Origin of the sequence: Streptomyces kaniharaensis (assembly GCF_009569385.1) — a bacterium.
GTDB classification, from domain to species: domain Bacteria; phylum Actinomycetota; class Actinomycetes; order Streptomycetales; family Streptomycetaceae; genus Kitasatospora; species Kitasatospora kaniharaensis.
Window position 1 is genome coordinate 1 of record NZ_WBOF01000016.1, and the last position, 11,148, is coordinate 11,148.

The 11,148-nt window shown below is 71.6% G+C and carries 15 protein-coding genes and 1 pseudogene; 12 read left to right on the forward strand and 4 right to left on the reverse strand.

Translation table 11 applies throughout. The features are described from left to right. Together F7Q99_RS42380 and F7Q99_RS39835 are read left to right on the forward strand one after the other, a co-directional pair. Positions 1 to 283 (forward strand): hypothetical protein (locus tag F7Q99_RS42380; protein WP_230211369.1); only part of this gene is annotated, 283 nt, incomplete at its 5' end. Positions 284 to 645: 362 nt separating this feature from the next. Continuing rightward, positions 646 to 1,005, forward strand: coding sequence for a hypothetical protein (locus F7Q99_RS39835; protein WP_153472361.1), 360 nt, complete (start codon positions 646 to 648; stop codon positions 1,003 to 1,005). Between the two features lie 59 nt (positions 1,006 to 1,064). Here the strand turns inward: F7Q99_RS39835 and F7Q99_RS39840 are convergent, their stop codons facing one another. From F7Q99_RS39840 to F7Q99_RS39855, 4 genes are all read right to left on the reverse strand, one after another. Beyond that, positions 1,065 to 1,694 (reverse strand): hypothetical protein, encoded by a 630-nt coding sequence (locus F7Q99_RS39840; protein ID WP_153472005.1) that lies wholly within the window; start codon positions 1,692 to 1,694, stop codon positions 1,065 to 1,067. 1 nt (position 1,695) lies between these two features. Then, on the reverse strand, positions 1,696 to 5,151 hold the full coding sequence (locus F7Q99_RS39845; RefSeq protein WP_153472002.1) for a DUF927 domain-containing protein: 3,456 nt from the start codon (positions 5,149 to 5,151) through the stop codon (positions 1,696 to 1,698). A gap of 173 nt (positions 5,152 to 5,324) precedes the next feature. Beyond that, positions 5,325 to 5,567, reverse strand: a complete 243-nt coding sequence (locus F7Q99_RS39850) for a pRL2-19 (protein ID WP_326847577.1) — start codon at positions 5,565 to 5,567, stop codon at positions 5,325 to 5,327. After that, entirely contained in the window at positions 5,564 to 5,857 is a 294-nt protein-coding gene (locus F7Q99_RS39855; RefSeq protein WP_153471999.1) for a hypothetical protein, read from the reverse strand. The genes F7Q99_RS39850 and F7Q99_RS39855 overlap by 4 nt, the downstream gene beginning before the upstream one ends. 164 nt (positions 5,858 to 6,021) lie before the next feature. Between F7Q99_RS39855 and F7Q99_RS39860 the strand changes: the two genes are divergently transcribed. The 10 genes and pseudogenes from F7Q99_RS39860 to F7Q99_RS39905 all read left to right on the forward strand — a co-directional run. Continuing rightward, positions 6,022 to 6,177, forward strand: coding sequence for a hypothetical protein (locus F7Q99_RS39860; RefSeq protein WP_153472163.1), 156 nt, complete (start codon positions 6,022 to 6,024; stop codon positions 6,175 to 6,177). After that, a complete protein-coding gene (locus F7Q99_RS39865; RefSeq protein ID WP_153471996.1) occupies positions 6,174 to 6,389 on the forward strand; it encodes a hypothetical protein in 216 nt (71 codons plus the stop codon). The genes F7Q99_RS39860 and F7Q99_RS39865 overlap by 4 nt, the downstream gene beginning before the upstream one ends. Next, positions 6,386 to 6,808 carry a hypothetical protein gene (locus tag F7Q99_RS39870; RefSeq protein WP_153471993.1) on the forward strand — a complete coding sequence of 141 codons (423 nt, stop codon included), beginning with the start codon at positions 6,386 to 6,388 and terminating at the stop codon, positions 6,806 to 6,808. Before F7Q99_RS39865 ends, F7Q99_RS39870 begins: the two co-directional genes overlap by 4 nt. Then, on the forward strand, positions 6,805 to 7,863 hold the full coding sequence (locus F7Q99_RS39875) for a protein spdB (RefSeq protein WP_153471990.1): 1,059 nt from the start codon (positions 6,805 to 6,807) through the stop codon (positions 7,861 to 7,863). The genes F7Q99_RS39870 and F7Q99_RS39875 overlap by 4 nt, the downstream gene beginning before the upstream one ends. Positions 7,864 to 7,865: 2 nt before the next feature. Continuing rightward, positions 7,866 to 8,099 (forward strand): hypothetical protein, encoded by a 234-nt coding sequence (locus tag F7Q99_RS39880; RefSeq protein ID WP_153471987.1) that lies wholly within the window; start codon positions 7,866 to 7,868, stop codon positions 8,097 to 8,099. 68 nt (positions 8,100 to 8,167) lie between these two features. Then, the gene (locus F7Q99_RS39885) at positions 8,168 to 8,347 is read left to right on the forward strand and encodes a hypothetical protein (RefSeq protein ID WP_153471984.1); all 180 of its coding nucleotides are present in this window, start codon (positions 8,168 to 8,170) and stop codon (positions 8,345 to 8,347) included. 19 nt (positions 8,348 to 8,366) lie between these two features. Continuing rightward, entirely contained in the window at positions 8,367 to 8,609 is a 243-nt protein-coding gene (locus tag F7Q99_RS39890) for a hypothetical protein (RefSeq protein WP_153471981.1), read from the forward strand. A 57-nt stretch (positions 8,610 to 8,666) separates the two neighbouring features. Further along, complete coding sequence (locus tag F7Q99_RS39895) at positions 8,667 to 8,864, forward strand: KOW motif-containing protein (protein ID WP_153471978.1); 198 nt, start codon at positions 8,667 to 8,669, stop codon at positions 8,862 to 8,864. A 61-nt stretch (positions 8,865 to 8,925) separates the two neighbouring features. After that, the gene (locus F7Q99_RS39900) at positions 8,926 to 9,369 is read left to right on the forward strand and encodes a hypothetical protein (RefSeq protein ID WP_153471975.1); all 444 of its coding nucleotides are present in this window, start codon (positions 8,926 to 8,928) and stop codon (positions 9,367 to 9,369) included. A gap of 161 nt (positions 9,370 to 9,530) precedes the next feature. Continuing rightward, positions 9,531 to 11,148: pseudogene (locus F7Q99_RS39905) on the forward strand (hypothetical protein); the annotation flags it as partial.

An 11,148-nucleotide genomic window follows, 5' to 3' on the forward strand; every position in this document is an offset into this window, starting at 1 on the left:
CGCGCATTTCCCCCGCGCGCTGAATTTCGATCGGAATTGCCATCGGGTGTTTTCCAGAATTCGCCCCTGGCGAATTCTGGAAATGGGGCGCGAGCATTTTTCGCGAATCTCGCCACTATTTTTCGGCGAAATCCAATTTCCCTCGCTCGCTTTTTTCATAACGCGAATTTTGGTGATCTTGCGCGATTTCGTGAATTTAGAATTTCTCGTACGCCGGTTTTTCTGGGCATTTTCGTGGCAGTTTCCGCATGTCCTCAACCCCGCCGATGGTCACTCTCTGTAGCGAAACTGAGTGCCCCTGGGGGTGTCGTCCGACCCACCGTCCGAGTCTTCTCTGTATAGGTGCTCGGACGGAAAGGGTCGGACGGGTCGGACGGATGGATAAAAGCCCAGGTCAGGGGCACAAAATTCCGTCCGAGTCGGGGTCGGACGGCGGGTCGGACGGCGGGTCGGACGGTTACGTTAACGGCCGTCCGACCGACCCTCTGGCGCCCCTCCGGCGCGGGTCCGTCCGACCCGCCGTCCATCACTCACTGTGTCCGATCGGGGTGCGCAGGAAAATGCCGAAAACCGCCCCGTTCCTGCATTCCAGGCGGAATCGTTGGGACTGCCGGAGACCAGTCCAGAGCCGCTTGGAGGCACGCTGTGAGCCGCTACCTGCCCGACCCGTCCATCCCCGTCGCGGACCTGGGAAGGGCCGTCCACGCGGCCCTGGACGCCGCGCGAGAGGCCGGCGCCCCGCTGCTGGCTCTGGCCTATCCGCCCCAACAGTCGGGCGCGAGTTGGCACGTCACGGCTTTGGAGGCCGCCACCAGCGACGTTCGCTTCGGCTTCCACAGCGGCAGCCCGGAGTGGGACCGCCAGGCGGTTGAGCGGGAGTTCCGGCGGCGCGGCTACGACTCGCTGGCCGGGATGCTCCGCCAGGAGTGGACCGAGCTGCCCGACGGCGGCCGCTGCACCCACCTGTTCTCCGACCCGCACGACCCGGACGACTGGTGGTCCTAGAACGCGCAGAGGGGCCCGCCACCGGCCGGTGGCGGGCCCCTCCTGGGTTGGTCGGTCCCCTACTCGATGCTGGGGTCTTGGCTGGCGTCGTAGTCGCCGTGGGCGCTGTGGTCGTAGTCGATGGCGAAGATTTCGCTCTCGTCGTACTTGAGCTGTTCGTCGAAGCCGCGCCCGTCCGCGTAGACCTCGGCGACGACCATTACCGCGGCTTCCTGGTTGGCCTTGTCCATGGCATCGAGGAAGTCGTGCACCTGCTGGCCTTGGAGGTGGCCGCGCGCGGTGCCGGTCCACTTGGTTTCGCTGATCTTCCACTTGCCGAGGATGGCGACGAACAGCGTGCCGGGGCGGGCCGCGCGCTTGCGCGCCATCTCCTTGGCCGCTTCTTCGCGTTCAGCCTCGGCGGCGGCTTCCTCGGCCTCGCGGAGCTGTTCCTCGGTGAGGCCGGCCTCTTCACCTCCGGCGCCTTCCGGGCCCTCACCCGGGGAGGGGGGCTGCGGGGGCCCTGCCGGGGGCGAGGGCGGCCCGGTAGGCGGAGTGGGAGGGGCAGGCGGTGCCGCAGCCTCGGGCGGTGTCGTGGGCGGCTTCTCGCGGCCGGTGACGCGCCGCGCGGCACCGCCGATGGCCCCGGTGGTCTTGCGGGTGGCCCCGCCGATCGCGGAGCCGACCTTCTTGATCCAGCCGAACGCCATGTCAGACCCCCTGCCGCTTCATGTGGATCCGCAGGGCTTCCCCGGCGGTCCGGGCCTTGCGGGGGTCCTCCATCAGGGGCAGCAGCGCGGAGACGGGCGCGCTGCCCTCCACGGTCCACAGGCCGCCCCGGTGGTTGCCCAGCTTCATGCCCGGGGGCGCGGCAAGCACCGGATCGGCCTCGTCGGAGACCATCGTGATGGCGTCGGTCTCCAGGGTGAGCGGGAAGCGCCCGGCCTGGGAGAACGCGCGCAGGTCCCGCCAGGTGTTGGCAATGGCGGCGTCCTGGAGGGCTGCGGCCCAGTCGGGGCGGTAGATCTTCCTGGCGTAGATCTCGCCGGTCACGTGGTCGCGCTCGGGCTCGTTGCGCTCCAGGTAGCCCCGGCCCGACTTGTACAGGGCGCCGTTCAGGCGCTTGGCCAGGGTCGCGGCCTCGCGCCCTGCCTCGGCCTCGGCCAGCAGGAACTCCCGGCCGAGGCGGATGCGCTCGTAGCCGGTCTCCATCACGCGGCGGCTGTCCTTCCAGACCAGGGCCTCCAGGACGACCGGCGTCCAGTCCGGGTACGCCTCCATAAGCAGGTTCATCGCGGGGGTGGAGCGGATCCACCAGCCGCCTTCCTCGGCCGTGCGGAGCTGGAAGGTGGGCAGGCCGGGCAGCCCGAACCCGGGCGCCTCCGCCACGCGCCAAAGGCCGGCCTTCTTCGGGTCGAACTCCGCGCCGTCCGGGTAGTGGGTCGGCTCACCGACCCCGAGCGGCGTGTTCGACCAGGCGGACAGCCACGCGGCGGTCTTGTCGTACCGGTGCAGCCACTTCATGTCGCGCTCCGGCGGCTCCATGCGCCGGTTCCACCCGAGGTGAAGGATCGGCTTGAGCCGCTGCCCGGCGGTGAACTGGGGGATGGTCTCCAGCCGGATCGCCTCGCACCGGGCCAGGTCGGCGGTCATCCCGGCGTAGCCCATGGCGGTCATGTTGACGTTGCGGTAGTACCGCTCCACCTTGGGGCGCTTGCCCTTGCCCCGGCTGGACAGCAGGAACAGCATCACCGCTTCGAGCAGCTGCGCGCCGTCGACGGCGGAGCCGAAGGAGTCCTCCAGGCGGGACGGGTCGTAGGCCGGGATGGAGATGTGGCGCCGCTCGCCGTCGCCGGGGATGGCGGTCATCCAGAACGAAAGGCCGGCGGGCTCGACGCGCTCGACCACGCCGCCCGCCACGGGGGTGGCCCACGGGTGCTCGTGCGGTGCCACGAGTTCGCCGTACACCGTGATGTCGTAGGCGGGCAGCCCCATGGCCCCGATGGCGCTGGCGTGGACGTACAGGGTGCACACGTCGTACGCCGCCATGAGCGCGTAGGTCTCCTCCACGCTGCCCGGCATGGGCACCGGCACCGGCCGCATGTTGGGCAGGTGCAGCCCGGTGCCCGCCAGCACGCCGACCTTCGCCGCGCTGAACTTCCCGTCCACCAGCTCGTCCCACCGAGGTTCGGTCACCTCCCGAACCAGCGCGGGCAGCCCGGCCGCCACGGTCGGCACCGGCTCCGCCTCGGGCGCGGACAGCGACAGCTCGACCTGCGTCGGCACGAACGCCGTCTCGCCGCCGGGCACCTCGCCCGACTCCTGGTGGTCCGTGCCGCCGTCGCCCTGGCCGTCGTGGCCGTCGTCGCCGTCGTCATCGAGGTCGAGCGGTCCGCCGAACAGCTCCTGCGCCGGACCGAGGTTGAAGCAGTGCATCCGCTGGGTGACGGGCTTGTCCCGCAGGAAGTTCGGCACCCGCCGCAGCACGTTGGCGCCCTCGCCCCGTACGTGCACCTTCACCTCATCGAGCTGCCGCAGCGCGGAGGTGAGGTTGACGACGCCACCCTTGTCCCCGGCCTCCTTCACCACCGGGTCCAGCACCCACCACTCCTGCTGGCCGTGCCGGTCGACGCGGTAGAACCCGCGCGGCTTGACCCCGCCAGCAGCGGCCCGGGGCAGCTCCTCCATCTCCGGGAACGCCGCAACGTCCAGGCGCATCGCGTCCAGCGCCCGCCACAGCAGCTCGCCCTCCGGCACGTTCGTCTCCGCCGCAGCCTCGATCGCCGCCTTCAGCCGCTCGGCGGCAGCGCGCTCGGCAGCCTCGCCCAGGCCCGGCACGCCGATGGCCTCGCCCAGGACGTGAGCGCCGACCACCCACGCCATGTGAATCTCGGCGATCGTGTCGGGGATACCGCCGTTGCGCGGCATGTACTTGGCGCACAGCTCCAGGTGCGCCCGCCGGGCCTCCTTCAGCTTCTCGGCGGTGAAGGCGCCAGCCTTGCGGGCCCACTCCAGCGGCCACCCGCCGTGGTCCCTGGCCAGTCGCTTGAGTCGCTTGGAGACGTGCTCGGCGCCCTTGTGGTCGGCGCCGACCGCGTTGCCGTCCAGGTCCACCCACGCGTTCGGGAAGAACGGCGCCTTGATCTCCAGCAGGCGCGAGGCCAGGTCTTCGGTCTGCCCCTCGAACTTCAACGGCAGGTTGGAGCTGGACAGCAGGATCGACAGCCAGAAGCCGTCCATCTCCCGGATGCCGCCGTCGACCGTGCCGGTCGAGCGCAGGCAGCCCGCGCAGATCTGGGAGAACTCCGAGCTGGACTGCTGCGGGGTGCGCCCGCTGCTGCTGTGCTCGTCCAGGCACAGCGGCAGGTAGCCGCGCCCGCGCAGGTCCTGGGTGATGCCCTGCTTGCTGGCGTTCCACGTCATCAGCAGCCGCTGTCGGCGCGGCTTGATGTTCCCGAACAGGGCCGCGCAGACGAACATCATCGTGGACTTGCCCTGCTGGCCGGGCCCGTGGAGGTTCAGGATGTGCGCCAGCACGCCCAGGGAATCGAGCATCGGGCCGGAGAACATCGCGCCCATCACCAGCGCGGCCTTGGGGTCCACGACCGCGTACGCGCCGGTCTCCTCCCACGCGTCGCGGGCGGCCTTCTCGGACCCGCACAGGGTGCCGTAGCCGTAGAGCTGGGCGTCCGCCTCGGGAAGCACGAGGTCGCCCTCGTCGGTGTAGTACGTGCGGGCGGGGACCTCGGGGGCGTCCTCCGCCTGCATGCGCATGGCCTTGGCGAACGCGTGCTTCTCGTCCGGGCCGGTCGGCCGGCGGCTGCCGGTCTTCGACGCCCAGGTGCCCCGGTCGAGTTCGTCTTCCGTGATGATCCGGGGGCGACGCTGACGGCGGCCGACGACCAGGTACTCAGTGCGGATGTCTTCGCCGTCGTCGGTCAGGTGCGCGATCACGGAGGTGACCTTCGGCGCCTGCCCGACGTGCAGCAGCGGGGACCCAGGCCGGTGCTGGTGCAGGACCATCCGGTCGTTCAGGCGGTAGAACCACCCCAGCCGCATGCCGGGGATCTGGATACAGCCCGCCGGAACGCCGTCACGGTCGAGCTGGGAAACGGTGCCCTCGCCCTGCTGGCGGGGGATCGGGGCCGACTTCTTTCGGGTGGGCAAGGTACGCCCTCTCCCGGTGCCATGGTGTGTCGGGACGCGTGGTCACCTACACTCGACACCGTCTAGGGCCCGCCTTCCGGATTACGACCCCTCTCCTGGTTACGGCACCAAGTGAGGGTCCGGGGGGCGGGTTTCGTCTTGTGTGGGGTCAATCGCCGTTCGTGGGGCTGAGGTTACTCCCCGTTGCGGAACTGGAGTCCTGCACCCTCTCCGTGCGGCCGGGGAACGACGGACAGGCGAACCTGCCCATCCTCCAAGATCCCCAGCTCAACGGCGTGGAACGTGCCGTCCGGCGTGCCGAGGGCATCGACCGAGAGGGCGTCGGCGGGCATGTCGAAGCTGCCGCCGAGGTGCATCAAGAGGCCGATCAGCATCGCGTGCGACATGTCGGCGGGCTGGGGCAGGCGGTCGGTCACGAGGTCTCCCGCTTCCGGCTGGTAGTGGCCTTCTTCGTGGCGGTCTTCTTCGCCGCCCTGGGGCGGACCTGGATGCCCGCCTCGTCCAGCCACTCGTACCAGAGCGTGGTGGAGACTCCCGCCAGCTCTCGTACGCGGTTGCGCCCCGCGCCAGCCTGTACGGCCTTCACGGCGGCGGGCTTGATGCGGGTCAGCAACTCGTCCGCCTGCCGTAGCAGTTCGCCCCTGTCGTGACCCAGCTTTGCTACCTCTGCGAGTGCGGCAGCTTGTGCTACCTCCGGAATGTCCATGCGGGGATCATACCGTCATGACTCGCTACGCAACACACTTGTGCGCTGCGAAATAACGTGTCATGGTGGAGCCGTTCCCAAACGGGAGCGGCCCCGAGCCGGTGCGGCAAACACCTGCTCAGGGCCTTGACCACCCCCCTGAGACGACAGGAGGGCGATCCGTGATGGATCGTACCCAGGGGCCCGGCACGTCCGTGCCCGCCCCCGCCCCGAACCCGTCCCCGGCGCCCGAGCCGACCCCGGCCCCGGCCCCCGAGCCGGTCGTCCTGGAGCGCGGCTCCGGCATCAGCGTCATCTGGCCCCAGGACGGTGCCCGATGAGCGACGACCGCGACTTCGCCGCCCAGATGCTCCGGCGCGGTCTCCAGCTCGCGGAGCGGGCCGACGCGACGCTGTCCAACGCCGCCAGCGGCATGGGGCACACCAACGAGGGGCGGGCCGCGCTGGTCGCCCTCGGGGCCGCCCAGGCCCAGCTGGCCCAGACCTTCACCCAGCTCGCCCAGGCCGCCGCGATCGTCGGGGGTGCCCGATGAGCTACGCCGGTGGCACGCCCGTCCAGAAGCCCGCCCCCCAGCCGAAGGCCCCGAAGGCCGGCCTCGTCTGGCGGGCCCTCACCCCGCAGCGCTTGGCCGTCCTGGTGGCCGCGCTGTTCGCCGCCGCCGCCGCTGGTGCGGCCGGTGCCTTCATGGCCCACTTCGACGCGCCGTTCTGGGCGGAGCTGGTCGTGGCCGAGCTGGTGGCGGTCGGCATGCTGCTCGGCTCCTTCGAGCTGCTGGCCGGTTGGCTGCGGCGGGCCGAGGAGAGCGCGCTGTTCGCCATCCAGGAGAAGGCCGCCGCCGCCCACTGGGCCGGTACCTGCGGCTGCACCTCCACCGCCGTGATGCTCGCCGACTGCGACCGCTGGAACGAGGCGCTGGTGCTGGCCGTGGAGTTCGAGGACGGTGCCCGATGAACACCTCTCTGCGACGCACGGCGGGCCGGGCCTGGCTCGCGGCTCCGGCTCTGGCGGTGACCGTCGTCTCGGCGGTGCTGACCGTCGCCGTGGTGGCCCTGTGGCTCAACGGCGTGATGCCGCTCGCCCTGGCGCTGGTGATCGGCCTGGGTTACGACGGCGCCTGGCTCGCCGCCCTCTCCTACGAACGCCGGTTGGCGGGGCAGGGCGACCACAACGCCAAGGTCACCGCGCTGGGCTGGATGTTCGGGGCGCTGACGACCGGGATGCTGGTCGTCCACGCGCTGACCAGCCCTCACACCGCCGGGTGGCTCGCGGTCGCCTGGCTCCCGCTCGCCGCCAAATCGCTCTGGTGGCTCCACGGCGTGTGGGAGTCGACGGAGATCAGCCCGAAGGCCAAGTCGGAGATCCGCCGGGTCCTCCAGGACTCCCGCGACAACGCGGCGATCTCCCGGGCGGTGCTCAACGCCCAGACCCACGGCGAGCGGACCCGCATGGACTCCCTGTCCCGGGCCGGAGCGGCCGTGGCGAAGGCCCAGTCGAAGGCCGCCGAGCGCCTCTCCGGCGCCTGGCAGGAGTTGGCGGAGGTCAACGGGCAGGAGGACCAGGCGCCGGTGTTGGAGCGGCTGGGCGCCCCGGCGGCGCCCGCCTGGGAGCTGCCGGTGTGGACGCCGGTCTCCGCGCTCCGCCCGACCGCTGTTCTCTCCGGCGGAGACCCGGCGGATATCCGCCCGCAGCCCGCTACCGCCCAGGTCAGCGCCACGCAGCCGTCCGGCGGTCCCCGCCCGGAGACCGAGCAGCTTCCGCTCCCGGCCAACCTCGTTGCCTCGGTGAGCGCCGGAGCCCCGGCGCCGAAGGCCGCGAGCGTGGCCTCCCTGGTCCGCCTCGCCGTGGCGGAGGTCGGCGACGACCCAAAAGCGGTGACGGCCTGGGTGAGCGCCAGGACGACGAAGCCGGTGCGGCCGGACACGGTCGCCCGGGAGATCCGCAGCACGAGGAACACCCCCACCAACACCAAGGCCGGCGGCTTCGGGTTCGCCGCCGGGAGGAGCTGACCATGGCCGAGCCGCGCTACTACACCACCGCCGAGAAGGCCAAGCTCGCCTGGCTGGTCGGCCGGGCCGCCGCCGGGGGCGACCGCGCCAAGATCGGCGCCAAGATCGACGAGATCCAGGCGGAGGCGGTGGCCCGCGAGGAGGCCGAGGACGCCGCCCGCGAGAAGGCCAAGCAGGACGCCCGGGAGGCGAAGGCGAAGGCCCAGGCCGAGCGCCGCGCGAACCGCTGGTTCTGATCGACCATCAGGGGCGGGCCCGAGGGGGCCCGCCCCGTACTACCCGAACCACCTCGAAGGAGAGCACCATGCGCAAGTCCGTGATCAAGACCACCCCGATCGGCCTGCGGGCGGGCGACACCCTCCGGGACACCGGGGCGGTCGTTGACCACATCGTGACCGGCGTCGCTGCTGGCCGGATCGACGTGGTGACCGACAGGGGCACCCGCCGTATGAGCTCCACCCACATCGTCAGCGTCATCCGCTAACCACCCCGAGGAGATCCCCATGGACACCACCACCCGCGAAGCGCTCGTGGCCTTCCAGCGGCTCCGTACCGCACTCGCCGTCGTCGCCCTGGACCCCGCGCGGCGGGCCCGTGCGACGGATTTCACGGCCCCGCTCCAGGTCCTGGCCGAGGAGGCCAACGCCAAGATGACCGCCGCCGGATTCCTGGACGCGTCCGGGCCGACCGTCACCACGCAGGAGATCGAGGCGCTGATCCGTCAGGCCGGGCTCACCGCCCTCTGACCAACCCCGGGGCGGGCCCGGCCGGGCCCGCCCCGCCCCACCAGAGAGGAGCACGACATGAGCAGCATCCAGGTAGGCGACGAGGTCGAGGTGACCTCGGGCCGGTACGCCGGTGGTCGGGGCCGGGTCGTCTGGGTCGGGCCGGAGGACGTCGAGATCCGGGGGCTGATCGGCTGGTTGGCCGAGGCGTTCTGTTCCCTGCCGCGCGTCCGCCCCGCCGACCTGCGCCGGATCGGCCCCGCCGACCGGGCCTGACCGACCACCCACCAGGGGAGGCCCACCGGCCGCCCCTCCCGCACGAAGGAGAGACCCCCTGATGAGTGAGACCCCGCGCCGAACGCTGCACCACTACCCGGCGTTCACCGCCCCCACAGCGGCCGAGGCCTACGCGGACGCCCCCGACCTGGACCAGGAGGCGGAGGTGCTGGCCCGGCTCTCCCAAGATCCGGAGCTGGACGGCTGCCGGGAGATCGCCCTCCGGGAGGCGGCATTGGCCGACCGGCGGTGGTGGCGGAGCCGGACCGAGCTGGACGGCCTACTCGCCGAGTCGGCGGCGTACGCGCTCCAGCAGCGCGACCGGCTTCACCCGGAGGACGTCCAGGGTCCGATCGGCCCGGACAGCATCGAGTGGGACGCCCCCGGTGGGACCCGGGCCTACGTCCGCCAGGAGTACTGGCACTGGCACAACGTCCCGCCGGGCTGCGGCCCGTGCCCGCCGGAGGACCCGTGCCCGTGGCACGCGGAGCACGGCACCCGCTGAACGGGTGACCGAGAAGAACCGAAATCCGTGGGCCATCTGTCGCAGGTGGCGCGCACACTGACAGATCACCTGCTGATCTCTGATCAACGAGGGGACGCCGGGCGGGGGTGACGCCCCGCCCGGCAGCAGGCTCCCCAAGGCAATGGAGAGGAGAGCACCACATGGCCATCCTGGCAGCCGCGAGAGGCGTCCACAGCGCCGTATCCGGCCTCGCTCAGGTGTCGCCCTCCGCGCACCCGTCCGGCCCCGCTACGGGCACCCCAGCGCCCGCCGGTAACGGCACCGGCAACGCCATCGCGGGCGCGATCTGGAGCGTCATCGAGTGGATCGGCAAGGTCACCCACCTGACCCCGCTCGGCGTGCTGCTGGCGCTCGGCGGGATCGGCTGGCTGATCAGCCAGATGCCGAAGCTGCCCAAGCGCACCGCCCAGCAGAAGGCGACCGACGAGGCGATCGGCAAGGCCGGAAAAGCCACCGCGGCTTGCCTCGGCCGGTTCCTCACCGGGCGCCCGATCAGCGCGAAGACCGCCGCCGCGAAGAAGGCCGGCGGAGCGTCGTTCTGGAACAACGCGCTGCCCGAGCCGGAGCCGCTGTCCGCGCCCCCGGCCGCGATGGGCGCCATCGCCCTGCCCGGCCCGGCGACCGGCCCCGACTTCCGCGAGGTCCTGGCCGACCGACTCACGGACTTCCAGGACTGGGTGGCCACCCTGCCGGTGCCCCGCCTCCTGGTGCAGCTCTCCGACGTCGGCACGATCGTGGCCTACTACCTGGCCGTGGCCGGGCGCTGGCTGGCCCGGGGCGTGCGCGGCGTGCTGATGCTGCCCGTCGCCCTGTGGCGCGGCGTGGCCTCCTACGGCCGGTGGGCGTACGTCTCCGTGCTGACCGTGCGCGCGGCCGTCCCGGGCGTGTGGGCCCTGTACGAGGTGGCCCCGGGCCGCACCCAGGCCGGCCTTTTGGTGGTCGGCCTGGGTGCCGTGGTCGGCGCGGCCACCGGCCCGGACGGTCAGGGGCACTGGCACGCTCCCCGCCCCTCCGACGACAAGGTGTACGGCCCGGCCCTGTGGGCGATGCTCAAGGCCGCCCTGCACCTGGCCCCGGAGGCGCAGAAGGAGGAGTGGCTGACCATCCCGGACCGCCTGGAGGACGAGGGCGCCCAGGTGATCCTTGCGCTCCCGGAGCACTTCCTCGGCAGCCCCAGGGAGCGCCAGGGCCTGGACGAGATCGTGAACACCCGCCTGCCCGGCGACTGGGTGAGCGAGTGGCGCCTCATGGCCGGTGGCCACCGCGCGGTGTGGACCGCCCGGCGGGCGGCGCGGGAGCTGGTCGGCGACGAGGCGACGTACGGGCCGGCCTTGTGGCCGATCCTGCGCGACCGCCTCGGCCTGGACGAGGAGGCCGACCTGATGGAGGACTGGCTGACCATCCCGGCCGACCTCTCCGACCGCGAATCCATCGTGCGCCTGGTGCTCCCGCTGCACTTCGTCGGCGGGGAGCTGGACCGCACGGACCTGACCACCCTGATCAACCTCAAGCTGCCCGGGGACTGGGTGGCGAAGTGGAGCATCAAGGCCGGGCAGCAGGACGGCGACCACTGGGTCGAGTGGACCCACCGACCCCCGGCGCCCCCCAAGCCCGCGTGCCCGGATTTCCTCGACTTCTACGACCCGCGCATCCAGGAGGCCATTTTCGGATGCGCGCCCGGAGAGGTCGTCATCGGCATGGACGCCTTCGGCGACATCGTGAAGAAGGTACTCGGCGGGGATACCGCGCACTGGGTGC

Excerpts from the sequence above, each read along its gene's own strand:
- F7Q99_RS39875 (WP_153471990.1), top strand. The coding sequence starts at position 6,805 with ATGAACACCTCTCTGCGACGCACGGCGGGCCGGGCCTGGCTCGCGGCT.
- F7Q99_RS39865 (WP_153471996.1), top strand. The coding sequence starts at position 6,174 with ATGAGCGACGACCGCGACTTCGCCGCCCAGATGCTCCGGCGCGGTCTC.
- F7Q99_RS39870 (WP_153471993.1), top strand. The coding sequence starts at position 6,386 with ATGAGCTACGCCGGTGGCACGCCCGTCCAGAAGCCCGCCCCCCAGCCG.
- F7Q99_RS39900 (WP_153471975.1), top strand. The coding sequence starts at position 8,926 with ATGAGTGAGACCCCGCGCCGAACGCTGCACCACTACCCGGCGTTCACC.
- F7Q99_RS39840 (WP_153472005.1), bottom strand. The coding sequence starts at position 1,694 with ATGGCGTTCGGCTGGATCAAGAAGGTCGGCTCCGCGATCGGCGGGGCC.
- F7Q99_RS39895 (WP_153471978.1), top strand. The coding sequence starts at position 8,667 with ATGAGCAGCATCCAGGTAGGCGACGAGGTCGAGGTGACCTCGGGCCGG.
- F7Q99_RS39890 (WP_153471981.1), top strand. The coding sequence starts at position 8,367 with ATGGACACCACCACCCGCGAAGCGCTCGTGGCCTTCCAGCGGCTCCGT.
- F7Q99_RS39860 (WP_153472163.1), top strand. The coding sequence starts at position 6,022 with ATGGATCGTACCCAGGGGCCCGGCACGTCCGTGCCCGCCCCCGCCCCG.
- F7Q99_RS39855 (WP_153471999.1), bottom strand. The coding sequence starts at position 5,857 with ATGGACATTCCGGAGGTAGCACAAGCTGCCGCACTCGCAGAGGTAGCA.
- F7Q99_RS39880 (WP_153471987.1), top strand. The coding sequence starts at position 7,866 with ATGGCCGAGCCGCGCTACTACACCACCGCCGAGAAGGCCAAGCTCGCC.
- F7Q99_RS39885 (WP_153471984.1), top strand. The coding sequence starts at position 8,168 with ATGCGCAAGTCCGTGATCAAGACCACCCCGATCGGCCTGCGGGCGGGC.